The following is a 24,809-nucleotide window of genomic DNA, read 5'->3' as shown; positions in this document are numbered from 1 at the left end:
ATAGGACCAAGGAATGACCTTTTCCATCGAACTACTTACACTGTTTTTTTTCGTAGCCATGATTGCAGGTTGCATTGATGCTATTGCTGGCGGGGGCGGGCTAATTACCATTCCAACCTTATTACTTTGTGGGGTTCCCCCCGCTCAAGCAATTGCCTCTAATAAAGTGGGCGGCGTGGGGGGCTCTATGGCATCTACCCTTCATTTTATTCGCATGGGGCACATCAATTTGAAAAGCGCTAAGCTGATGATCGCCACCAGCTTTATTGGCTCTTTTTTGGGTAGTATATTACTTACAAAAATTGACAGCAGCTTTCTAGCGGTTTTTATTCCCTTTTTATTGATCGGTTTTTCCTTGTACTTTTTGTTCTCGCCTAACCTTGGCACTCTGGATAGAAAGCAGCTTATTACAGGACTCGTTTATAGTGTGTTTGTCGCCTCCGTCATTGGTTTTTACGATGGCTTCTTTGGCCCGGGTACGGGCGCCTTTTTCGCTATTTCTTTTACCTTACTGCTTGGTTATAACTTGGTCAAAGCCACTGCCTATGCAAAACTTTTAAACTTCTGCAGCAACTTAGCCGCTCTGATTTACTTTATCATGTCTGGTTCGATCATTTGGGAAATAGGTATTGCCATGTTTCTCGGTCAGGTAATCGGCGGTATGGTAGGTGCCAAACTTGTTATCAATAACGGTAAAACGCTGATTAAAATCGCCATGGTCATTATGACAATGGCGGTTTCCATTAAAATGCTGTTCTTCAGTTAATGATGGAATCATGGTCGATGCCAAGCGCTACATCCCCATTAAACGGCGAATATGGCAATAAGCTGCACGGCCCAGTGAGTCTAAGTTATAACCCCCCTCAAGAACCGAAACGATACGTCCTTGGCAATGGCGGTCAGCTACCGCCATAAGCTGGTCCGTCACCCAAGTATAATCACTGTCATCCAAGCGAAGCTGCCCCATCGGATCCGCTTTATGCGCATCAAACCCTGCCGAGATCATAATGAGTTCTGGTTGAAACACTTCTAATGCCGGAAAGAGTTGCTCGGTATACATTTGACGGAACACCTCTCCTGTTGAACCCGCCTCTAGCGGCATATGCAGAATATTATCGTGAGAATCCCCTGGGTCGCTGTAAGGATAAAACGGATGCTGATAGCTCGAGGCATAAAGCACTCGATCATCACCCGAAAAAATCTGTTCTGTACCATTACCATGGTGAACATCAAAGTCGACAATGGCAACACGACTTAAGGCATGTTTGTCCAAGGCATGTTTTGCCCCAACTGCAATGTTATTGAAAAAGCAAAAACCCATGGCGCGATCATGTTCAGCATGATGCCCTGGTGGTCGAACGGAACAAAACGCATTGTTCATTTCGCCCCCCATCACCAAGTCCACCGCTTGAACCAAGGCCCCAGCGGCATGCGTTGCCGCTTCCAGAGTATGGGGCATCATCAAGGTTTCTGGCTCTAATTCCACAGAGCCTTCTTTCGGTGCTTTGGCAAAAATCGCATTTACATAGTCCATATCATGGGCGGCGATGATCTGTTCGAGCGTAGCTGGCTTTGCCTCAATCCACCGCAAAAAATCCAGTAATTGCCCAGCAATCAGGCGATCTTGAATCGCAGCTAAACGCATCGGTGATTCTGGGTGCTCATCACCCATATGGTGTTTATCACAATGATAGTGAGTCAGGTAAGCGGTGGTCATATCTCTTCCATATTTTAGAGAGCACTGTACAACGATAATCATATCATCGAGGGCAACGTTCACTTTTTATTATTTTTTAAGTGGCTGTAGCAATGCGTCAGATCAAAACGCTATATTGATCAAAGCACTGCATAGATCAAAGCATAATTCATAGTCAATAGACTATGCTACAAAAGTCTATTGTGTCATAAAGTTTATAATGAGACCGTTACAATAACGCCACCTACACTATCAGGCTTTACGGTTGCTAAATAAAGCTAATTTGGAGGTTCCCTTGCCACATCACGCCCTACAATCACTTCTTGCCCCTCGTTCTGCGGTCGTGTTGACAGGGGAAGATCCACACGACCCGATTTTATTAGCCCTACTAAAAGCCTTAGCCTCTACCAGTAAACGCCCAGAAATTTGCTTGGTTGGCGTCGCTCCCGACGTCCCTGAAGGGAAGCTGTTTGAGCAGAAGCTCACATTGAATGAGCTGAATAAACCCTATGATCTTGCCATTCATGCTGGCACCACAAACGAGTCTATCGAAGACATCGTTGCCGCTTGTGCCAAAATGGGCATTCACACCCTATTAATGCTGTCTTGGACAGGAACGAGTGACACCGTGTTACGAGATTGTTTGCGTCAGCATAAGGTACGGCTATTAGGCCCTAACAGCTTTGGAATCTGTCGCCCTAAACAAGGCTTATTTGCCTGGCTTGGCTTAACTCAACCCATTCCAGGTCGGCTGGCCCTAATGTCCCAATCTGGTACGGTCGCAAGCGCCTTGGTAGATTGGTCGACCTGGCAAGGCATTGGCTTTTCTCAAGTGGTTTCCATGGGGGCTCCTGTTGACGTCATGCCATCACAAATCCTCGATTACCTGTCCAACGACTTTGAAAGCCAAGCCATCTTGATGTATCTACAAAGCGTCGGGAAACCTACTCGCTTTCTTAGCAGTTTACGAGCAGCCAGTCGTAGTAAACCCGTCGCCGTTGTTACCGAACATAACCTTGGTGCCGATCCTCGAGTTTTAGATGCGGCGCTTAACCGTACCGGCGCAGTTCGTGGTCGTCGGCTGAATGACCTAATCGGTGCCGCCTCTGTCATGACCAATGCTCGACGCATCAAAGAAGGCTCGTTGATGATTATAGGTAATGGTGCAGGACCAGGTGAACTGGCATCACAACGGGCATCGGAGCTGAATGTTGCCCTGTTAGCCCCCCAAGAAAACCTACGACACAAACTCGAAAACATTGTTTCTGGTCGTGGTCATGTCGGCCCCGTCAGTACGGTTTGGGCCAGTTGCGCCAGCGATGTTTTTGTTGATATGGCACGTACCGCACTGGAGGATGAACAATGTTGCGCTGTGTTGCTCATGCTCAGCCCCACCGCCCTAATCGATCTCTCTTCGTTCTACGAGCAAGTGATTGAGCTACATCGACAACAGAAAAAATTAGTGATGGTATGCTTACTGGGTGGCGGCGAAATGGTCACCATGCGCACTCGTATCAACGAAGCGGGCATCCCCACTTTTCGGACTCCCGAAACGGCACTCGAGGGCTTCCAATTTCTAGAACAATTCCAACGTAATCAACGCCTTGCCAAACAATCCCCAGACAGTAATGCTGCGGATGAGACATTCAATGTCGAACAAGCCAGACAACGGCTACAAGATTATGTGGCCGCCAACAAAACACGACTGGAAGGGGATGAGTTAAAAGCGGTTCTGTCTCTCTTCCATCTAGAAATGGTCTCTTTTTCACGCAACGACAGCATCATTCATGCTGCTTTGCATGTGCGTATTTTCCAAGACCCTATTTTTGGCACGGCCATAGGTGTGGCACTTGGCGGATCTGAACAAGGCGCCCCGCAAAAAAGTGAAGTGGTTGGCTTACCGCCTCTCAATACGCTATTAGTACGAGACTTACTAACGCAACTACTCCCATTACCATCACAACACTCTTTCACCTCAGACAACAAGAAACAAATCCATCCACACATTGAACGCTTCTTATTAAATGTTTCCAGTTTAGCCTGCGAATTACCAGAATGTCAGACACTGCAACTCAGCAAGCTATACGTCAATAAACACGGCCAACTCAATGGGGAAGCCTTTGCCACACTCACCTCTTGTCATCATCTACGCCGCTATGAACATCTTGCGATCCAACCCTACCCTCGCCAATGGGTACAACAGCTGACTTTGCGAAATAATTTCAATGTCACCGTACGGCCCGTGCGTCCCGAAGATGCGCCAATGATTGCTCAATTTGTGAAGAGCATGTCGAAACAAACCCGTTACCTGCGTTTTATCTCAAATATAGAAGAGCTCACTCCCAGAATGCTTGCGAGCATGTCACATATTGATTATGACAGAGAAATGGCCTTTATGGCGGTGCATACTATCAATGGTCAAGACACATTGATCGGCACGTCCCGCTATATTGATAATTTTGACGATCACAGTTGTGAGTTTGCCGTCGTGCTCGGCGACGATTATCAAGGGCTGGGCCTCGCCTCTTACTTAATGAAACAACTTATCTTAGTCGCCGCTGACAAAGACATTCATCTTATGAAAGGCATTGTGCTAGCTGAAAACAAACGTATGCTGACATTTTGTAAGCACCTTGGCTTTACCATTAAGCGCGACCCCGATGATTTTGGACAAATGATTGCCGAACTCAGTCTGACGCCAAATACCATCGAAAAATTTAAACATTCAGTAAAAAACGCCTAAGACTGTCTCCTTAATTCATTCACTCATCAAGGCTTTTTATTCACATAAAAGGCCATACCATGTATTCCATGAGACCTTTGCACGATGTCACGAGCGACGCCAAGACGCGGCAAAAACAGACGAGAAAGCGGAGTTTATCGCTATAAATGAGCATCTTGAGTCTGTTTTTAACAAAGTATTGGCAAGCGCAGTCGTCGTGCAAAAGTCTCTCCACGACTTAAACGAACGGTGAACTCAATTGACTAACATCAAGTCCATTTGCTCCATCGTCCCAATTTACAAGGAACTCAGTATGACCTATCGCTCAATAAAATTAATCAAACGTCCAGAAACCACCATTAGCGATGATGTATTTGAATTAACCACCCAAGAGATACCAAAAGCAGGTAACGGCGAAGTGGTGGTTAAATTAACTCACCTTTCTCTCGATCCAGCCATGCGAGGCTGGATGAGTGCCGATGAAAAAAGCTATATCCCCCCTGTTAAACTAGGGGATGTGATGCGTGCCAGCGGCATTGGTGAAGTGGTCGAATCATACAACGAAAAGCTGCCTGTAGGCTCTCGTGTGATGGGCTTGATGGGGCTAACAGAATACGCCCTTAGCGACGGCCAAGGATTAAATATTATTCCCAAAGAGTTACCTGCTGAGGCAGTATTAAGCGTAGTCGCCCTGCCGGGGATTACCGCCTACCACGGGCTGTTCGAAGTGCTCAAACCAACATCAGGTCAAACCCTCATCGTGACTGCAGCGGCGGGGTCTGTCGGTTCGTTGGTAGGACAAATGGCCAAAAATAAAGGTCTCACTGTGATAGGTGTGGCTGGTAGCGAAGAAAAATGTCAGTGGATTGTGAATGAGTTAGGCTTTGATCATAGCTTGAACTATCACGATGCTGATTTTGCCGAAAAGCTAGAGGCAGCCGCTCCTAAAGGAATTGATCTATTCTTTGAAAATACGGGGGGAGTGGCACAAGAGCCAATCTTCAACCATATGAATGCCCATGGTCGTATTGCTGTATGTGGAATGATTGCCGATTATCAAAGCAATAATCCGGCACCAGGCCCAAATTGGATGGGGATTATCAAGCGCCGCCTGACCATTCAAGGTTTCACCATGCCAGATCATTTTCACCGCATTCCTGAATACAGTCAGGCATTGGGAGAAATGCTGGCAAAAGGCGAGCTGAAATATCGTAGCCATATCCTAGAAGGGCTAGAAAGTGCAACAAGTGGCATCAATCTACTGTTCAACGGTCAGAATAAAGGTAAATTAATCGTTAAACTTTAGATAAGTAAAAGCGCAATGAAGGGAGCCGACAAACAGGCTCTCTTTTTCCCCTTACTTTTTATATTGCTCCGCGATTTTTAAGTGATTCTCTACGGACTGTTTCATAATCACTTCCAAAAATTGCTTAGCAAAGTTGGGATCTAGCGCGTACTGCTCTGCTAGCTCAGCAATGCGTTCATACTGCTGAGCTTCACGAGCCTCATCCTTTGCTGGTAACCGATTCTTGGCCTTATAATGGCCCACCGCATCAGTAATTTTAAAGCGCTCAGCCAGCATAGCCACTAACGCATTATCAATGTTATCAATACTGTGACGCATAGACTCTAAATTCATCGTCGTTACTCTCCTAAAGATTTAACCAACAACAGCTTATAAGCAAAACAAATACTATTGTACCGACATTCAATTATTTTGGACTACCTTTACACATCACAATCAAAGTCATTGTGTAGTGGCCATTCTCTGTACCCTATTAAAATTTATCCTAAAAACCACGGAACTTTTTGACTTTTTTATCGTCTCTAGATAGCTACTTATGGATGAGGTAGGAACACTTGAACCATAATGTTCAATTTTTTTGATCTACTTGATTAAAAATCTCCGTTATTTAAATGCGCTTCATCTGGGTATAGTCGCATTAATTCAAAACACAATAAGGATTATTTTTTATGTCTTCAACTCTACTATCTAAAATCACAACGACAACAGCAGGACTTTCCAGTACGATTCTTCGTATTCCAGTTGGCTTAATATTAATGGGACATGGTTCACAAAAACTGTTCGGCATGTTTGGTGGCTATGGTTTGGCGGGAACAGGCCAATATATGAGCTCTCTCGGCCTACATCCAGGTGAGTTAATGGCGGCATTAGCAGGTAGTGCTGAGTTCTTCGGTGGCTTAGCACTGCTGATTGGATTGCTGGTACGTCCTGCTACCGTCTTTATCGCTTTTACCATGCTGGTAGCCATCTTCACTGTGCATATTTCTCACGGCTTGTTCATCCAAAACGGTGGCTATGAATACGCACTGACGCTTATTGTAATCTGCGTCTCTTTATTTATCAGTGGTGCTGGTCCTCTATCTGTAGACAAAGCTCTCTCTAATAAATAGAACCAAACAGCCAGAAGTCTAAAACCAAAAAGACGAGATGATATTCATCTCGTCTTTTTGGTTTTAGACATTACCTACAAATAATAGACATTTTACAAGCAAATTAACCTTCGCAGTATTCCCACTCAAGACTTTGCTGTTTCACTTCACCTACCTGTTGTCCGGTATTTCCGCCCCATCTGTGACAAGGCACTCTCCAATAAATAAACACCAAACAAGCAAAAATCTAAAACAAAAAAAAGACGAGATGAATATCATCTCGTCTCTTGCTTTAAGCATCATCTATAAGGGATTGTAAAATCAACTCAAGCAAATACAGATATTAGAAGTTATACTGACCACTCAAAGCCACTTCGTTGCTTGCGTAGCCATTTTTCACATCAGATTCACCGTTGTTATGACGGTATTCCACCCAAGCAAGTGCATTAGAAGTAAAGTTGTACTCAACACCTAGCTTGTAAGATTTAACGGTATCAAGCGAAGCTTTTCCGTCCTGATCTTTCTTTTGGAAACCGTAACCAGTGTATAGACGGTATTGGTCGATTGTGTAAGCGCCCACGAAATCGTATGAGTTAAGCTTAGTGTCACTGTTCGTTGCTGCACCGTTATCGGTTTTAGAGCCTAGGTAGACAAACGCTAAGTACAAGTTATTCAAGGTATAATCCGCACCTACACCGTAAGTATTGATTTTACCATCAGAATTTCCTGTCCTATTATTAGTTGCCTTAATCTTACCTGTAGTTGGATCAAGTGCGAAGGTAGTACCACTGTTCGCAGAGCCAAAGTTTTGACGGGCAAAAGCCGCACGAAGATTTAAGCCCATGTCGGTATGATAAACAGCAGCAGCGGAATAAGCATTGTCTTGCTCAGTACCTTTGTTGATACTGCCAATGTCTTTACCATCGTTATTACGGAATTGGAAACCCGCTTGTACGTCTAGGTTACCAAAAGAGTTCGCATAAACCACTTGGCTGGCTTGACGGTTCTCACCGTAAATACCGTCTTGCGCTTCCATACCCCATTGATCGAAAATATCGACAGTTTGAACAAGGCTGGTGTAAACCACTGTATTTTGCTGACCAATGGTTACCGTACCGTTTTTCTTGAAGTCAAGGCCGAAATAAGCTTTACGAGTAGAGAATTTATTGCCATCACTGTTTTGGCCCGCTACCTGCCACTCGCCTTTGGCAAAAATACCAAAGCTATCAGTTACATTGGTTTCGCCTTTAATACCGATACGAGCTTTGGTTGTTAAATTACCTTGCGCATTCGCATCTGTTGCATTTCCAGCCGTACCATTACCCGCGTGGGTCATGTCAGCTTCGACTCGACCATAAACATCTAGTTTAGAACCATCAGCCTTATAGACAGTTGCCGCGTGCGCAGCCGTCGCCAAAGTAGCGGATGTTATTGCCAACGCTAAAATTGTTTTTTTCATGATTTTCTTCCTTAGTACGAACACAAAGCTTTCAATGAAGGACAACACTATAAACCTCTATTTGAACAATTTATGCACTTAACAAAGGAAGATAAAAGTAAACAAAAAGCACTTAAAAAAACATCCAAAAGCTGCCTAAAAAAACAACAAAACCATACTATTTTTTATAAAAATACAATAAATACAATACGTTATTAGAGAAAAATATATATGCTTGTTTAACTTGATTTTTTTTTGCTTGTGAATTCACAAGAAATAAAAATGAAAATTCACTTTTCTTGAAATTTTTAATAGTTTTACATCAATAGCTTCTCCTAAATGATAGCTGTTACATATCCGTTACAAAAGATTCGGTCAAGAAAGTAAAATCACATTATTGTATTATTGCAACAAAAAAGCCCTTGGCATTGACATGCCAAGGGCTTTTTCTCTTCGTCAAGATCCGTCGTGTCGACCTCTCTCAATCAAACATAGGCATTACTTACCCGTTGCTCGAGAAACGTACTCACCTGTTCTCGTATCGACACGCAACACTTCACCAATATTAATAAACAGTGGCACACGAACCATCGCGCCAGTAGACAAAAAGGCAGGTTTTGAACCACCATTGGCAGTATCACCTTTTACGCCTGGATCCGTTTCAGTGACTTCCAACTCAATGAAGTTAGGTGGCGCAACCGCAAGAGGCGTTCCGTTATATAGAGTGACCACATACTTCTCTTGCTCTTTAAGCCATTTTTTCGTTTCACCTACCGCCGTTTCATCCGCCGCGTGTTGCTCAAACGAACCATCAATGTCCATAAAGTGCCAGAATTCGCCATCTGTGTATAAATACTCCATCTCCGTATCCATCACATCAGCAGACTCAAGAGTATCGCCAGATTTAAATGTGCGCTCCCAAACACGACCCGATTTCAGGTTACGCAATTTAAGACGGTTAAACGCCTGACCTTTTCCAGGTTTTACATGTTCATTATCTAATACAGCACAAGGGTCACCATCGACCATTACTTTTGTGCCGCCGCGCATTTCGCTGGTAGAAATATTAGCCATACATCCTCACCGTGTATTTTTTAGAGAAAAGGCTCCAACTAACGTATCATGTCAGCCTGATACTCTGAGCAAACATATTTATAACGCCCTGTTTTAGTCAGGTCAAAAGACATTTGCGTAGATATCAAAGAGCCGCTGGCCCAACTGGCCAACAAGTTGGCAGCAATCATAACCCAAATTAACCCAATTTTGCAGATATTTGACGTGATCCCGATTCAAACAGATAACGATGTTACTTGGTCAGAGCACCTTTCCCAGGCCCTCACCCAACTTCCTGAACTCATCCATCATCTTGGCTTACCCCAGAGCATGATCAAACATGGCAAGCAAGCACACCAAGCATTCAGGCTTTTCGTCCCTCGTCCTTACTTATCACGTATTGAATACGCTAACCCTACCGATCCACTGTTAATCCAAGTTTTGCCCAGCACCCATGAAATGTTAGCGATAACGGGCTATAGCAAAGACCCGCTAGAGGAAGCCGATCACAATCCGCAAAAGGCAATTGTGCATAAATACAAACGACGTTTATTGGTCATTACGACAGGCTCCTGTGCGGTAAATTGCCGTTACTGCTTTCGTCGTCATTTCCCCTATGCAGACAACCAACTTGCACAAGCAGAGTGGGATTCAGTAATCGATTATTTAGCCGCGCACCCAGATATTAATGAAGTGATATTAAGCGGTGGCGATCCTTTAATGATGAAAGACGCGCTCTTAGCGGATAAGGTTCGTAAACTCGAAGCTCTTCCACAAATTAAACGCTTGCGCATTCACTCTCGCTTGCCAGTGGTGATTCCACAGCGCGTGTGCCAAGATATGCTCAATTGGATCAACGCCAGCCATTTAGACATCATCATGGTTTGGCATATTAACCATGCCAATGAAGTGGATGAACAGGTCACACATGCCGCTCAGCGACTCAAGCAATCTGGCGTCACCTTACTTAATCAAGGAGTATTGCTAAGAGGCGTAAATGACACAATAGAAGCACAAGTCAATCTAAGTGAAGCGGTGTTTAAAGCAGGTATCATACCTTATTATATGTTCACCTTAGACCCAGTGGAAGGGGCTGCCCATTTTGATATTTCTATCGAAGAAGCCCAACGACTAATGGGCAAGGTCGCAGCAGAATTGCCCGGCTATTTAGTACCAAGACTCGCGAAAGAAATCCCAGGCAGAGCAGCTAAAACTGTCTTAGCGCCTATTCTTGACAGTAGCACCTAATCAAGGCTATCGAGCAAGAGCAATACGCCCTGTTTTTACCAATTGACGGCGAATACAAACCTGTGGAGCAAACTGATATAAGTCGCCATTTTGTCCAACAAGCTGACTGGGGACTTGGCTCAGTTTTGCCACTTCGGCATTCCCTCGTAAATGCTCTGGCTCCCCATGAACCGGAACCGCGAATTTGGGTCGGACTAAACTATACAGTTGCGCCAGCTCATCGCGGCAAGGATGCCCGCTGACATGGATAGGTAAATCCGTATCCTGCTGTTGAAGTGTACGAATGTTTCGCCCTTTAAACTGAGCGACTAAACCCATGATGGCTTTCTCATTACCTGGAATCATCATGGCACTGAAGATAACTAAATCATCCGCTTCAACCGTCAAATCAAAACAGGAGTCAGCAGCAAGTCGATTCAGCGTCGCTCTTGGCTCACCTTGACTCCCTGTCACAACAGCCAACACTTCTTCCTTTGGCAAATACCCCAAATGCGACGCATCAATCAACGGCAAATCATCGGGCCAATACCCTGTTGCTTTGGCCGCCCCAACCATATTGATAAGCGAACGGCCAATCAAAGCCATATAACGTCCTGTTTCTTTTGCGACTCGTCCAAGTGATACTAGCCTCGCCACATTACTACTAAAACACCCGACGACGACACGTCCTTTCTCTGGTGCGATCGTTGCTAACAAGGCGTCATAACAGGCGGTTTCTGACTCCGAATGTCCGCTCCGTAAAGCATTAGTAGAATCACACACCATTGCCAACACATTATCGTTAGCCAATGCCTGAAAGCGCTGTGGCGAAAAGCCATTGCCGATGATTGGATGGTTATCTATTTTCCAATCCCCCGTATGAAATACTTTCCCTGCGGGTGTATGGATGGTGATCGCAAATGGCTCTGGAACAGAATGGGTCAAGGCAAGCCAAGTGACATGGAAAGCGCCGATTTGTTTCGATTCATTTTCTTTAACAACGATGACTGGCACTTGACCTGCGAGTCCAACCTGTTGCAGTTTTCGATGCAATACTTCCGCCGTAAACGCCGTGGTATAAACAGGGCATTTAAAGCGTTTCCACAAAAAAGGTAACGCGCCCACATGATCCTCATGGGCATGGGTAATGACAATGCCAGCTAAGCGTTCTTTTTGCTGAGTGATAAAACGTGGGTCAGCACACACCACTTCGGCGGTATGTAAATCGTCGTTTTTGAGTGGCTCGTTAAATGAGACACCACAATCCACCATGAGCCACTGTCCGTTGTGACCATAGAGATTCATGTTCATTCCGATTTCGCCCGTTCCACCTAACGGCAAAAACCACAAGTCATTTTGTGTGGGAATCAATGAAGAGATAGTACGCTCCTAATATTCAATAAACTCAAATCTGTCTATGGTACGTGAATTCTTATAAGATCACAGTTTGCAGAAGACACCTTAACAAAAAAATAGGCTAACATTTATGATAATCAAGCACTTGGACGCCTCCACACGACCCTACGCTCTTGCTCTGACTATTGCTGAAGAGCAATCCCTATTTGTTAATTCGGTCGATGCAACATTAAAACACCTCAAAAACACAGAACAAGCTTGTGTGATTTGCCTCAACTCACAACCCGATAGTGTCGTCGGCTTTTTTCTACTGGATCTTGACTACGCCAGCCAACATGATTTTGCAGAACACCATGAGTTAGGGCTACGGTCGTTATTAATTGACCATGATTTTCAAGGTAGAGGCATCGGTTACAAAAGCATGGAGGCCATTCGTCGTTTTGCTCAAACACATTGCCGCAATTTCTCCCATATTTGTCTCACGGTTAACGAAAACAATCTTGCCGCTTATCGCTGTTATCGAAAAGCGGGGTATCAAGATAATGGTCAACGTTATACTGGCGGTGCAGCAGGCCCTCAGCATATTTTACGTTTAGCACTCCATGATAGCTAAAAAGGAGCGCTCCATGGGACTTTCCCCTTCTTGGCTGTTATCAAGAAAAATGCTGCGGGTAACACTCAGTATCTTGTGCTGTCTTCTGGTCGTTTTCTTAGCAGCAAAAGAGTTAGGGACCTATTACAGTAAAAAAATCATCGATGAGCGATTAGAACATGCGGGATTACGCTCTTTCGTCCACTATAAAACCATCTCGTTCTCACCTTTTACCCTCACACCAACCTTACAATCTGTTTCACTCGGTAACGAGCATTATCCATGGCTTGCCTTTCGAACGATCTCATTAAAGTGGCTACCACTCATCTACCCTGATTTACAGGTTAGCTTTCAATTTGATCCTCATAAATCACTTGCTCGCGACTCGCGACGATTATTAAGCAAATTGGGCATTGACGCATTGAAGGGATCCGGATTGTTCACCTCAAATAAAATAGGCAGGCAATTAACATCAAAGTTAAATCTGACCATTGAACAAGTTGGGACTCTACATTGGAAAAGCCAATTAGAGCTATTAACCAACACGCTATCACTACAAGAATTTCGTTCGGATCTACTTGCCTCCATAGCCTTAAGACAAATGAGCGCAATGCCCATTATCTATGGAGACAGTGTTGCCTTTGATAAGGTTAGCATTCGCTTTCATGATACAGGGCTGGTTCATCATCTGTTCCCTCTACAAAAGCATCCTGCACAAAAGAGAAATCAGATGAATATCACCTCAACCTTAGAAAAGGTAGTAGACGAAATGGGGCTAGCCAAAGCGGGAAGCCATACATCACAACTTATTGTTCATCAGCTTTTATCCTTTTGGCATCATCCTGAGACATTAACCTTTGTAATGGCACCCAGCAAAGCCCTTTCCTTAAAAGAGATCATGTTATTGAGTCAGAACAAACAACTCTACGCTGGAGCAAAACTATCCGTTACAACGCATTCCATCACAACGCCATAGCGAAAGCTGTATCGCTATTTCACCGCATATAAGGTTGGTTTGAAAGAATTCGAGCCGTTCCTGCAATGATACGATAAATAGACCAAATCCACGTAAACAACAGAACAAGATAGCCGATAAAGAAAAATACTAAAAAAACACCGAGCAGAGTCATCACTATCCCCCACCAAAAAGTACTGATAATGTTTCGGTAATGGTCTTCATAAAGCGTATCACGGGCATCCTCCCGTTTAACCATGGCCCAGATGGCGCCAACCAACCAAAACACCCCAGTAAACAGGCCAAGTAACATGAAGATATAAGCAATCGTGGCATGCTTCTTACTTTCTTCATCGTCCGGAAAGCGCGGTACATTAAAATTTGGCTCAAATTTGGTCATAATGGACTCTTAGTTTCTCTTAGCTATCGTTTTCTTAACTATTATTTTCCTAAGAACGGAACACACAAGAACAATGCCTTTTCTATGGGTTATCGAGTACAATTTAAAGCCTTGAGTATACAAATAGGCTTTGTATGAAACGTGTCACGATTCTGGTAGATGTACAAAACATTTACTACACTACACGCCAAATATATGGCGCCAACTTCGACTATAACGCCTTCTGGAAACAGGTAACAGCAGATAAAACCGTCGTCAAGGCGATTGCTTACGCTACAGATAGAGGCGATGAAAAACAGCGCCAATTCCAAAATATTTTGCGTGCTATTGGCTTTGAAATAAAGCTCAAACCCTATATCCAGCGTATGGATGGATCTGCAAAAGGCGATTGGGACGTAGGTATTACCATCGATGCTATGGAGTTTGGTCCCATGAGTGACCAGTTAATCCTTGCATCGGGTGATGGTGACTTTGATTTATTGGCACGGTGGTTACGTGACAAACATGGCACCCAGGTCGATGTATTTGGTGTCGAAGCCTTAACAGCTCACTCCCTCATTCAAGCGGCAACCCATTTCCACCCTATAAATAAAGGCTTGCTATTAAAATAAATACGGTAAAAATAATGGTCTCTTTATCGAAGGATGCGCGCAAGAGATGCAAAAATCATATTATTTAAAAGCCTCTCGAAAACCAGTTGAGTAGTTAGAGAAATGCATCCGAATAAACACCACAACCAACATGTACCAAATTTACCGCTCGCCGTTCATAAAGGCTTGAGCCTTATCATCTGTGCCATTACATTTTTTTATAGCCTGTGGAACCTAGTTTACCTAAAACTCTATCTATTAGCCTCTGTTGAGCTGATAATCGTCAGCTTTAGCTTGTTTTTCTTTATCCAAGCACTCAAAAACCAAGATAAAGAATGGCAGCATTACACCCTTGTGGGGATGATTACTGTTCTCGTCTTACTCACCCCGCTGCAAGGCGACATTCGCGCTGGCTCTCTTTATTGGAGCATTTTGTTACCATTTGTCTATTTCATGATGTTTGGCTCCCGTGGAGGGCTTATTTTGTCCCTCCTGCTAGTGTTTCCCGTCTTATATATTATTTATACGAAAACCACACACGAGGGCTTTCTACCCTATCGAGCCATGGTCAATTACACCCTCGCCCATTTTTGCGTTTGGTGTCTGTGCTATGTATACGAGTCACAGCATCAAAAAGACAATCTCCGGCTGCGTAATATGGCCTTAGAAGACTCTCTTACAGGGCTCAAAAACAGGTATGCTCTGGATGCCGCATTTGAGCATATTGATCAACACAATATAAAAGCCTTTATGCTGCTCATTGATATTGATCATTTTAAAGCGATTAATGATAAATTCGGACACGATATTGGCAATCAAATACTCATAGAAATGGCGGATAACCTGCAAATGTATGCGAACGAAGAGGATGTGTACCGCCTAGGAGGGGAAGAATTTATTATCATCCTCAGTGAAAAGTGCGAACAAGAAATCTATAGTACGGCAGAAAGTCTTCGCTGTTTTATTGAGAACACCCTATTCCATCAACATGATTTACGCTTACAGCTAACCATCAGCGTTGGCATCAGCCGCTTTTTACCTGGTCAATCATTAAGTGATTTTTTACGATCGGCGGATCACAACTTATACCTTGCTAAGCAACAGGGACGTAATAAAGTCAATCATACTTTATTTTAAACCACCAAGGTACTTGCATTGTTAACCTTGGATAAAAGTGATTTCAGTTTATGCCACCATTAAAAAAACGGCAAACTTGGTCCCGTTTTTTTAATGGACTATCGCCTATCTTCTACTAAAAAGACCCGTCTTCCAAAAAGAATGGCTCGGCAATCTCAATATTGACGCACTGTTTTATATCTCGTGATGAAAAGCCAATATCAACACGATGGATCCCACTGGCGACACACCATCGTCCTTCATCCACATCATAAAAGGCTAAATCTCGTAACGAGATCGGCAAAGCAATTTGGCTCGTTTGAGCGGGCTCTAAAGAGGCTTTTACAAAGCTTTTCAAAGCTTGCGGGGCACGCTTTGCCTCTCCTGTAGGCGGGACAAGATACGCCTGCACAACCGCTTGGCCTGTTCGCTTACCGACATTACTAAGATTTACCATTACCTCATAACCATCATGACTTTGTTCGGCCTGGGCATCTTGCAAAGAGAATTGGGCATATCCCAAACCAAAACCAAACGCAAACAAAGGCTCAATATCATGTTCATCATAATGACGGTACCCAAAGAATTCCCCTTCTTGATAGACAATCTTCCCCTCTCTACCGGGGTAAACCTGTGCATCGCCATTGGCAATAGGAGTATCTTCATAGGCAACAGGAAAGGTTTGCGCTAAACGCCCACTCGGCTCTTGTTTACCCAGCAAAACATCGGCAATGGAATTGCCTGCTTCTTGCCCAGGATACCATGCTTGCAATACCGCACTCACTTTATTCAACCACGGCATTTCAACGGGCCCTCCTGTTTGTAACACAACAATCGTTTTTGAATTAACAGCGGCCACCGCTTCAATTAATTCATCTTGTCGGCCAGGTAGACGAATATGTGGTAGATCGCCCCCTTCTGTATCCCATTCAGCGTTACGACCGACAAAGACAATCGCTGTATCTGTGTTTTTCGCTATCTCAACCGCTTCGGCAATATCCTGATCAGATGTTGGTAGACCTAACCCAACTCGATAGCCACTCACCCCCAGCTTATTATTGGGTAAACAAGCGAATTCAACACGCAAGCGGTAAGTATGACCTTGACTCAATGAAACGGACTCAACACGCTCTTCACTACCCTCTTCAAAAAACGTTGTGCCACGCTGCCATTTGTCTCCCCAAGAATCGATAATCAGCTGTTCATCTAAGTACACTCGAATATAACCCGCACTGAAGGCACCGAGATGATAATCGGCCGTTTCTGAGATACGGATGTCCCCTTCAAGCAAAATAGAGAAATGATTTTTTTCTACTTTTCCACCGCCGAACCCTTCCATCAGAAAAGCGTGTAACTGATCAACCGTTTCTGTATAAACAGGGTCACCTGATAATTCACGATTGGTAAAATAGTCTGCTTGAAATGCCCCCGTTATCAATGGTTCATAACGACGATTAGAACAACCTTGCGCATAAACGATGCTCTCTTCGCCAAGTTGCGCTGTCAGACCTGCAAGAGGCGTAATCGCATAATGCGGATTGAGTTGGGCCGAGCCGCCCCCCATGATTTGTGCGCTATCAGCATTCGGCCCCAGCACCGCAATACTCGACGGATGATCGAGTGGTAATAGGTTATCGTTTTTCAGCAATACGGTGGCTTCCGCACCCGCTACGCGAATTAATTCACGATGCTCTGGACGGTCAAGAGACTGTTCTTCTCGCTCAGTGTGCGTCTGTAAAACCCCCACTCTTTCTAACAAAGTCAGCATACCGTGAGCAAGGAAACGTACCCGTTCAGGATCCACCGCCCCTTCGTTCACTGCCGCAATCAGCTTATTCCCCCGATCTCGGCTCGGCCCAGGCATTTCTAAATTTAGACCAGAGTTAATGGTTGGTGCCGTTGACTGCGAACCAAACCAATCCGACATAACAATCCCTTCAAAGCCCCACTCGTCTCTGAGTACTTTGGATAAAAGCCATTCATTTTCAGAGGTATATACACCATTTAACTTATTATAAGACGACATAATCGCCCAAGTATCCGCTTGCTTGACAGCTTGTTCAAACGGATACAAATAATGCTCACGGAGGGTTCGCTCGTCTATTTCCGAGCTGATAGTGGTGCGTTGAATTTCACTTTCATTGCCCACAAAGTGCTTAATCGTCGCGCCTATCTGTTTATCCTGTAACCCTTTAATAAACTGAACGGCTAAAGACGCCGTTAAGACCGCATCTTCTGAATAACACTCAAAATTGCGTCCATTTGTCGCAGTACGTTGTAAATTAACCGTTGGCGCCAGTGAAACATGCGCTCCTTTCGATTTGACTTCATCGGCAATGGCAGAGCCTATGCAATACAATAATTCTGGATTCCACGTTGCTCCAAGAGCAATACCACAGGGAAAACAAGCGGATTTATTTCCGCCAATCAGGGAGCCACTGCCACGGGCACCGTTTGGGCCATCGGTCACTCTCAGCTCACCGATACCCAACCTCTGGATACTGGCAATAGACCAAAAATCCTGACCCGACAATAATGAAACTTGCTCTTCAAGTGTCATGGCATCTAGCAGTGCATTAATCGATGTGGCTGACATGAGGCTCCCTTTTCTCGCAATAATGGATTGATGGCTAAACAGCCTGAATACGAACATCTCAGACCAACACTCTACTAAATTAGCCTGGAGGAATAAAGAAAAATGAAAGCGCTTTCATTTCATCAAAAACAAAACCATTCATATTTGTTCTTTAGCTATGCGGATTTACGACATACTAATTGCGGGGAAAACAGAGTTTGCACGTCATATTGACAATCATATATGGCATTTAACAACAGCTTAGCTGTGGCATTGGCCATATCAAACAAAGGCAATTTTACTGTTGTTAGACTAGGCGAGGTGTAGCGTGCTAAATAGGTATCATCAAAACCAATAATAGCAATCTCTTTCGGTACTTTGATCCTTTGTTCATTACACACATGTAATGCGCCTATCGCCATGAGGTCGTTTCCCAAAAATACGGCTGTCGGCCGCTCCTCAAGACGAAGGATGCTCTGCATATGTTGCACACCGGACTCAATTGAAAAATCCCCTTCGACTTCGTAAGTTAATGCCAAACCAGCGGTCTCCATTGCTTGCAGAGAGCCAAGATGGCGCTGTGAAGCATCTGATTTATTTTCCGGTCCTCTCACAATGGCAATACGCCTATGACCTTGATCCAACAAATATTGAATCGCCATTTTGCCACCAGAGAAGTTGTCAAAGGCAATATTGCGACCATGATCACCATCAAAATGTTGATTCATGACAAAAGCAGGACAACGACGATTAATCTCAGCCAGTTCCCCCTCACTCATGTAACGGGTCACCAGTACTAAGGCATCCACTTGACGCTTAATCAGAAAGTCCACCGCTTCACGCTCACCCGATAACGAATCATTACCACTGGCAATAATGACATGTCGGTCAGCTTTTCTGAGAGCTTTCTCTATACCGCTGGCAGCAGGCCCATAATAGATATTATCAATGTTAGACGCCACCAAACCAACCGTGAAGGTTTTGTTACTGGCTAATGATCGTGCCGCCTGATTTGGCACATAAGACAGCGTATCAATAGCGTCCATCACCCTCTTTCTAGTCTCCTCCCTGACTCGCGCAGCACCACTTAATACCCGTGAAACCGTAGCATTAGATACACCTGCTTGTTTAGCAACCTCTGAAATTGTGCTCATAAAATAACCCTAGTACTATCTACTCTCTATACTGTCACGTATTTTTGCTGAGAACGCCACTTATCCTACGTTGAGTATTAGAGCAATCATTTGACTAATCATCAAAATCCCTGACAATAGCACTATATTGAAGGAGTATACATATGGGTATTTTATCTGGCCTAAAAGGCCTTTTTTCTGGTGGCGATACGGCTCCAGAACAACAGAAAGAAGACGCGCAGGAATATAAGGGGTTTGAAATTGTCCCCGCACCGATAAAAGAAGGTAGCCAGTTCCGTGTTGCGGCAATCATTAGCAAAGGAGAGGGGGAAGACAGAAAAGAACACAATTTTATTCGTTCAGACCTGATCCCTGGCCGAGACGAATGCATAGAAATCACGGTGCGAAAAACAAAGCTGTTCATCGATCAGCTAGGCGATAATTTATTCCATTAATAAAAACAACTAGGTAGCCCTTATGAGCACTCCAATAGGACAACAATGGACATTAATTAACGACCATGAAGACCTATTGGGCGCTGACTTCCGAGCGCGTACTTTTACCTTTCCTGGCCCCAAATCCTCCGTTCATACCACCCTAATCAATCATCTTGGCAATCCTAATGCCGAACGAGCTATTCTTTATATTCACGGCTACACGGATTACTTTTTCCAAACAGGGCTTGCCAACTATTTTATAGATCAAAACTACCGTTTTTATGCGATGGATTTACAGGGCTATGGACGCTCTATTCGCCCCACTACACCGCCTAATTGGTGTGATTCAATTGAACAATATGGGCAAGATTTAGACATAGCTTTAATCACGATGAAACAAGAAGGCGTGAATGAGGTCATCATATTGGCTCACTCAACGGGTGGTTTAATCGTATCAACCTATCTAGCACAACCCTACGCCCCTAAGGAACGAGAAAGCCATTATAAAAAAAGCTTCCCCGACGTTATTGGCCTGATATTAAACAGTCCCTTTTTAGCCCTCCCCTTTCCACCAGAAGTACTTAATAAAGTAAGTTGGCCCATTCGTATTCTGGTGTCTTTATTGCCTTTTTCCTATTTACGAGCAAAGAAAATTTCACTTTATGCCAAAAGTATCCACAAAAAATTTGGGGGACAATGGGACTATCGGCTCGATTGGAAACCAGCAGAAGGCTTTCCTCTTGCCTTTAAATGGTTAAAAGAGGTCATTTTGGCGCAACGTAATCTGGCTAAACATCCCCTGTCCATCCCTACCCTTATGTGCCATGCCACAAAAACGACCATAGGAAAACTCACTATAGAAGAAACCCAGCAAGGTGATGGTGTTTTGGACGTAGACAGCATGCTTGAAGCAGCCCAGAAAACTTTCAGCAACTTAACCACCGCTGCCATCGATAATGGCTTTCATGACCTCTACTTATCAAAACCAGAGGCACAAGCATACTACCTAGACAGCATACATGATTGGCTAACAAGATTTCATGCTCCAGACACAACATCACCCTCCAGTGAAAAGATCACGCCCCCTGACGAAGCATAATTTTATCCAACAACCAAGTGGGTAATATACGTTTCATTATGCCCGCCGCATAGGTTGGCAAGGTAACATAATAACGCGATTTAGGGTGTTTTGCTTCAAGGGCGTGGAGCAGTTTCTCAACCACAGCGCTGGCAGGCAAGGTTTGTGATGAGGTTGGCCCTTCTTTGCTCAAACGAGCAATTGCTTCCTCATAACCCGCCTTATGGCGACTATTGGCAATATCAACATTCTCTTGCAAGGCTTTTAAAGCGTTCGCTCTAAAGCGGCTTTCGATTGGACCTGGTTCAATCAAACTGACTGTAATCGGCGTGTCCGCCAGTTCCAGCCGTAATGTATCGGTTAAACCTTCTAAAGCAAACTTACTGGCGTTATAGGCCCCACGAAACGGGGCCGCCACTAGCCCAAGTACCGAACTATTATGCACGATACGCCCATACCCCTGAGCCAACATAATTTTTAACACACGAGAGGTCAGCTCATGGGTGCCAAAAAAATTGACGTCAAACTGTTTTTTTAGCGTCTCTACAGATAAGTCTTCCACCGCTCCAGGTTGGCCATAAGCCCCATTATTAAAAAGCGCAAACAGATGCCCCCCAGTGATATCTAAGGTTTCCTTTAAACCAGATTCAATCGAATGAGAACTGGCTAAATCCAACTGCACAACATGCTTTATCCCTTGTGCCTTTAACCTTTCTATATCTTCAACCTGACGACAACTTGCCACAACGAGAAATTGACGCTCTTGCAGCATTTTGGCTGCTTCAAGACCAATACCACTAGAACAACCTGTGATTAAAATGGAATACTGCACAGCGATCCCTCTTATAGTAAAAAATAGCGTCTTTGGATCTTAGCAAAAAGCCAACAAACTTGTCTTTATATTGATTTCGGTCAGCTTACAAAACCCATTATTGGCCCATAATTATTTCTAATGATAACAAAATACAACAGTAGAGGGATTTCATGAAATTAAGCTCAGTAAAAGTAGGGAGTAAACTATGGGGACTCATCGGTATTCAGGTGGCGCTCCTCGTTGTATTTGCTGTCATGGCCTATTCAGACCTTCACAAACAGCTTATCCAAGATCGACAGCAACAAGTAAAAGAGCAAGTCGAAAATGCCTACTCGCTAGTGGAACATTACGCGAAAAAAGCGACCACTATCGGAGAGGAACTAGCAAAAAAAGAAGCTCTTAGTGCCCTATCGTCACTACGATTTGGCCAATCAGACTCAGGCTACTTCTGGGTAAACGACATGCAAGCAAAGTTACTGATGCATCCTTTCAAGCCAAACTTAATTGGTAAAAGCATGAAAGACGTCACGGACGCTTCTGGCTTTCACCATTGGCAAGCCATGGTTGATACGGTCCGGAAAAATGGCCAAGGCTTTATAGAATATAAATATAAGGGCCCGCAGACCTCAAAAGCGGAAGAAAAAGTCTCTTATGTAAAGGGCTATCAGCCTTGGGGCTGGGTCATTGGTAGTGGCACCTTATACAGTGGCGTCCAAGAAACCTTCTGGTCCTCCATTAAAAAGAATGCCAGCATTGAAATTGTCTTATTAATTTTATCTTTTGTCGCCAGTGTCACCATTGTTCGTGGCATTGTTCATCCGCTTAAAACCGTCACCGAGCATCTCAAACATATTTCTGATGGGGACTTTACCAAACAGATAGGAATGGAACGTAAAGACGAAATTGGTGAGCTCGCTGATGCGGCAAACCATGTATCAACCTCTTTAAGTGAAACCTTATTAGAAGTGGATCATGCCGTCAGCGAGTTACAAGCCGTCAGCATACAAATGCAAGCCAATACCAAGCACACCAATGATGGAATGGATCATCAGTTCAAAGAAGTAGAATTACTGGCGACAGCAATGAATGAGATGTCTTACTCCATCAAAGATGTGGCTCAGCACGCCAAAGACACAGCAGAAGCAACTCAAACAGTGCAGACCATCACACGCCAAAGCAGTAAAGACTTGGACGAAACCAATCAAAACATCCAGTCGTTAACCAAACACATCGAAAACGCCAACGAGATTATCGGTCTCTTGTCAGAGCAAACAAATGATATAGACTCTGTTCTTGGTGTGATCGGAGATATTTCTGAGCAAACTAACCTTCTTGCACTCAATGCAGCAATTGAAGCAGCTCGAGCAGGTGAAATGGGCCGAGGATTTGCTGTCGTTGCTGATGAAGTTCGTTCTCTAGCCAGCCGTACACAGGACTCTACAGTTGAAATACGTACAATTATCGAAAAACTTCAACAGCAATCAAAAATCGCCTCAAACGCCATGGAAGAGAGCACAAAACAAGCAGAAGACTGTGCCGACAGAATGCATTTTGCGGCCGAAAACCTTGGCAATATGCTAACTCAAGTCGACGATGCCTCTGCTCGCAGCAATCAAATTGCCCAAGCCGCTGAACAACAAGGCACTGTTGCAGAGGAAATTAACCGTAACTTAATGGGTATTCGTGAAGTCTCAGAAAAAGTCCTAGACGACTCTCAGCAAGTAAATGATGGCAGCGAAATGATTGCCCGTATGGCTAATGATTTAAATCAAAAAATCAAACAATTCCAGTTCTCTTAAACAAGATAACATTGACAGTATCTGCCATCACAGCAAGAAACGGAACAGATAAGAGGAACTCACCTGTTCCGTTTAAATCCTCGTAAAATAGCGATACTTTGGTGCGCTGCTGCACCTTAAGACGATGAAAGCACAAGAAAAAAGTGGCCCAATTTGACATAGAAACAAGAATGATAATTTTTATCACGAAAAACAAACACATATAGGAAATCAAAAGAGTACGAATAAACAACTCGACAATTTGATTCAGTCTTTTTTAAAATGTATATTGCGCCATCCGAACCGAACGATAGCAAAGTGGACTTTCATTGTGGTTATAAAACTCGCCCTTCAAGCATGCTCAAGAAAAAGAAAGAATAAAACGAAAGAGGTCATCAAGTTTGTTCTTCGTGCGCTGATTTATCACCGCTCCTTTAATGAAATGAAACGCTTTTTTGACAATAAGCAACGTGAAAAACTGTTCGTCAACGAACCCAACTATCTCATGAAGTGCATGAAGCCATTTCTGCGAGTTGGGTTTCAAAAAATAGAAATCGCCCAGCTACTCAATGACCACCATACTTGGGTTGAAAATACCTTCACCGAATCGGCTCAAGAGCAGATTTATCTACAAGAAATTCGCCTTCGTTGTCTCCCCATCAATGAGAAGGAATACTATCTCACCCTCAACTTCGATGGTAAGTTACGCAAAGAAGCCGAACTTGCCGTTAACATTAAAGATGAGCAGGGTCATACCTATTATTCACTGGGCTTTACTGTACAAAACAATAATGTCTATATTGGTTGTATACAAGGCAACAATAATGACCAAGGCTTTACCAAAGCCTTTACCAAAGCTTTTTTTGGCCTACGCCCTAAATCTTTCTTAGTTGAAACCGCTCAGTTTTTAGCTCAACACTTAAAAATAGACCATATTTACGCTGTCAAAAATAGCGCTCATGTATACAACGCGAAGCGCTATAGCAACGCAGGCGAAAAGGTCAACATGAATTACGATCAGCTGTGGCTAGAAAGTGATGCCGTTGAACACGACCAATGGTTTTACGAGATTCCACTCACTTCTGAGCGTCGAGCTATTGAAGACATCAAAAGTTCAAAACGAAAATTATATCGAGACCGCTACCAATGGCTAGATGATCACAACGACACACTGGGTAACGTCATCAAAAGCATCACCAAACCTGAATTTCAAACGGCAGACAGAACATAATAGTAACCAACCATAGATAACCCATATATAACACGTCAATGTATTACCAAGCGGACAATAGGCCGAAATAGGTCTGTTGCCCGTCATTAACCAATGATCCCAAAGCCCAACCTCTCTCGCATCTTTATAAGAGTGCTACCATATTAATGATGATTACTGCTTTTATTTTGGCCAAAGTAAAGTAAAGCCGCTATAAGAAGACATCCTTCCTTGGTTTCCAGAAA

General features: G+C 43.9%; 22 protein-coding genes. 13 read left to right on the top strand and 9 right to left on the bottom strand.

The genetic code is table 11. The features are described from left to right. Window positions 1-13: 13 nt before the first annotated feature. Window positions 14-766, top strand: a complete 753-nt coding sequence (locus MSP8886_RS04410; protein WP_067013167.1) for a TSUP family transporter — start codon at window positions 14-16, stop codon at window positions 764-766. Between the two features lie 27 nt (window positions 767-793). Here MSP8886_RS04410 and MSP8886_RS04405 read toward each other — a convergent pair whose 3' ends face one another. Further along, window positions 794-1,717: a histone deacetylase family protein gene (locus tag MSP8886_RS04405; protein ID WP_067013165.1), complete on the bottom strand. Its 924-nt coding sequence runs from the start codon at window positions 1,715-1,717 to the stop codon at window positions 794-796. Between the two features lie 274 nt (window positions 1,718-1,991). Between MSP8886_RS04405 and MSP8886_RS04400 the strand changes: the two genes are divergently transcribed. Together MSP8886_RS04400 and MSP8886_RS04395 are read left to right on the top strand one after the other, a co-directional pair. Next, the gene (locus MSP8886_RS04400) at window positions 1,992-4,439 is read left to right on the top strand and encodes a bifunctional acetate--CoA ligase family protein/GNAT family N-acetyltransferase (RefSeq protein ID WP_067013163.1); all 2,448 of its coding nucleotides are present in this window, start codon (window positions 1,992-1,994) and stop codon (window positions 4,437-4,439) included. 292 nt (window positions 4,440-4,731) lie between these two features. Continuing rightward, complete coding sequence (locus tag MSP8886_RS04395) at window positions 4,732-5,724, top strand: NADP-dependent oxidoreductase (protein WP_067013161.1); 993 nt, start codon at window positions 4,732-4,734, stop codon at window positions 5,722-5,724. A 51-nt stretch (window positions 5,725-5,775) separates the two neighbouring features. On the opposite strand, the gene MSP8886_RS04390 is transcribed toward MSP8886_RS04395, so the two are convergent. After that, window positions 5,776-6,057 (bottom strand): chorismate mutase, encoded by a 282-nt coding sequence (locus tag MSP8886_RS04390; RefSeq protein WP_067013159.1) that lies wholly within the window; start codon window positions 6,055-6,057, stop codon window positions 5,776-5,778. A gap of 335 nt (window positions 6,058-6,392) precedes the next feature. Here MSP8886_RS04390 and MSP8886_RS04385 point away from each other — a divergent pair, with 335 nt between their 5' ends. Beyond that, entirely contained in the window at window positions 6,393-6,833 is a 441-nt protein-coding gene (locus MSP8886_RS04385) for a DoxX family protein (RefSeq protein ID WP_067013157.1), read from the top strand. A gap of 322 nt (window positions 6,834-7,155) precedes the next feature. Here MSP8886_RS04385 and MSP8886_RS04380 read toward each other — a convergent pair whose 3' ends face one another. Beyond that, on the bottom strand, window positions 7,156-8,271 hold the full coding sequence (locus MSP8886_RS04380; RefSeq protein ID WP_067013154.1) for a porin: 1,116 nt from the start codon (window positions 8,269-8,271) through the stop codon (window positions 7,156-7,158). 477 nt (window positions 8,272-8,748) lie between these two features. Continuing rightward, complete coding sequence (gene efp / locus MSP8886_RS04375; protein ID WP_067013152.1) at window positions 8,749-9,324, bottom strand: elongation factor P; 576 nt, start codon at window positions 9,322-9,324, stop codon at window positions 8,749-8,751. A 156-nt stretch (window positions 9,325-9,480) separates the two neighbouring features. On the opposite strand from efp, the gene epmB reads away from it, so the two are divergent. Then, complete coding sequence (epmB, locus tag MSP8886_RS04370) at window positions 9,481-10,551, top strand: EF-P beta-lysylation protein EpmB (protein ID WP_245659028.1); 1,071 nt, start codon at window positions 9,481-9,483, stop codon at window positions 10,549-10,551. A gap of 6 nt (window positions 10,552-10,557) precedes the next feature. Here epmB and MSP8886_RS04365 read toward each other — a convergent pair whose 3' ends face one another. Beyond that, window positions 10,558-11,841 carry a ribonuclease J gene (locus MSP8886_RS04365; RefSeq protein WP_245659027.1) on the bottom strand — a complete coding sequence of 428 codons (1,284 nt, stop codon included), beginning with the start codon at window positions 11,839-11,841 and terminating at the stop codon, window positions 10,558-10,560. Between the two features lie 175 nt (window positions 11,842-12,016). Here MSP8886_RS04365 and MSP8886_RS04360 point away from each other — a divergent pair, with 175 nt between their 5' ends. After that, on the top strand, window positions 12,017-12,499 hold the full coding sequence (locus tag MSP8886_RS04360) for a GNAT family N-acetyltransferase (protein ID WP_067013150.1): 483 nt from the start codon (window positions 12,017-12,019) through the stop codon (window positions 12,497-12,499). A gap of 13 nt (window positions 12,500-12,512) precedes the next feature. Continuing rightward, on the top strand, window positions 12,513-13,454 hold the full coding sequence (locus tag MSP8886_RS04355) for an aq_1923 C-terminal domain (RefSeq protein ID WP_067013148.1): 942 nt from the start codon (window positions 12,513-12,515) through the stop codon (window positions 13,452-13,454). Window positions 13,455-13,473: 19 nt separating this feature from the next. Here the strand turns inward: MSP8886_RS04355 and MSP8886_RS04350 are convergent, their stop codons facing one another. After that, complete coding sequence (locus tag MSP8886_RS04350) at window positions 13,474-13,833, bottom strand: DUF4870 family protein (RefSeq protein ID WP_067013146.1); 360 nt, start codon at window positions 13,831-13,833, stop codon at window positions 13,474-13,476. A 134-nt stretch (window positions 13,834-13,967) separates the two neighbouring features. Here MSP8886_RS04350 and MSP8886_RS04345 point away from each other — a divergent pair, with 134 nt between their 5' ends. Continuing rightward, the gene (locus MSP8886_RS04345) at window positions 13,968-14,444 is read left to right on the top strand and encodes a LabA-like NYN domain-containing protein (RefSeq protein WP_067013144.1); all 477 of its coding nucleotides are present in this window, start codon (window positions 13,968-13,970) and stop codon (window positions 14,442-14,444) included. Between the two features lie 102 nt (window positions 14,445-14,546). Then, a complete protein-coding gene (locus MSP8886_RS04340; RefSeq protein WP_067013142.1) occupies window positions 14,547-15,560 on the top strand; it encodes a GGDEF domain-containing protein in 1,014 nt (337 codons plus the stop codon). Between the two features lie 115 nt (window positions 15,561-15,675). Here the strand turns inward: MSP8886_RS04340 and MSP8886_RS04335 are convergent, their stop codons facing one another. Both MSP8886_RS04335 and MSP8886_RS04330 read right to left on the bottom strand, forming a co-directional pair. Next, window positions 15,676-18,135 carry a glycoside hydrolase family 3 C-terminal domain-containing protein gene (locus MSP8886_RS04335; RefSeq protein ID WP_067013140.1) on the bottom strand — a complete coding sequence of 820 codons (2,460 nt, stop codon included), beginning with the start codon at window positions 18,133-18,135 and terminating at the stop codon, window positions 15,676-15,678. Between the two features lie 155 nt (window positions 18,136-18,290). After that, complete coding sequence (locus MSP8886_RS04330) at window positions 18,291-19,268, bottom strand: LacI family DNA-binding transcriptional regulator (protein WP_067013138.1); 978 nt, start codon at window positions 19,266-19,268, stop codon at window positions 18,291-18,293. A 143-nt stretch (window positions 19,269-19,411) separates the two neighbouring features. On the opposite strand from MSP8886_RS04330, the gene MSP8886_RS04325 reads away from it, so the two are divergent. Together MSP8886_RS04325 and MSP8886_RS04320 are read left to right on the top strand one after the other, a co-directional pair. Further along, window positions 19,412-19,702 (top strand): HlyU family transcriptional regulator, encoded by a 291-nt coding sequence (locus MSP8886_RS04325; protein WP_067013136.1) that lies wholly within the window; start codon window positions 19,412-19,414, stop codon window positions 19,700-19,702. A gap of 22 nt (window positions 19,703-19,724) precedes the next feature. Beyond that, window positions 19,725-20,783: an alpha/beta hydrolase gene (locus MSP8886_RS04320; RefSeq protein WP_083200820.1), complete on the top strand. Its 1,059-nt coding sequence runs from the start codon at window positions 19,725-19,727 to the stop codon at window positions 20,781-20,783. On the opposite strand, the gene MSP8886_RS04315 is transcribed toward MSP8886_RS04320, so the two are convergent. Beyond that, window positions 20,761-21,594, bottom strand: a complete 834-nt coding sequence (locus MSP8886_RS04315; protein ID WP_067013134.1) for an SDR family NAD(P)-dependent oxidoreductase — start codon at window positions 21,592-21,594, stop codon at window positions 20,761-20,763. The genes MSP8886_RS04320 and MSP8886_RS04315 overlap by 23 nt on opposite strands. A 152-nt stretch (window positions 21,595-21,746) precedes the next feature. On the opposite strand from MSP8886_RS04315, the gene MSP8886_RS04310 reads away from it, so the two are divergent. Both MSP8886_RS04310 and MSP8886_RS04305 read left to right on the top strand, forming a co-directional pair. Beyond that, window positions 21,747-23,375, top strand: coding sequence for a methyl-accepting chemotaxis protein (locus tag MSP8886_RS04310; RefSeq protein WP_067013132.1), 1,629 nt, complete (start codon window positions 21,747-21,749; stop codon window positions 23,373-23,375). Window positions 23,376-23,685: 310 nt separating this feature from the next. Further along, window positions 23,686-24,585: a VirK/YbjX family protein gene (locus MSP8886_RS04305; protein ID WP_175365267.1), complete on the top strand. Its 900-nt coding sequence runs from the start codon at window positions 23,686-23,688 to the stop codon at window positions 24,583-24,585. Window positions 24,586-24,809 lie beyond the last annotated feature (224 nt).

Origin of the sequence: Marinomonas spartinae (genome assembly GCF_900089775.1) — a bacterium.
GTDB lineage: Bacteria > Pseudomonadota > Gammaproteobacteria > Pseudomonadales > Marinomonadaceae > Marinomonas > Marinomonas spartinae.
This window is presented reverse-complemented; position numbering and strand designations above follow the sequence as displayed.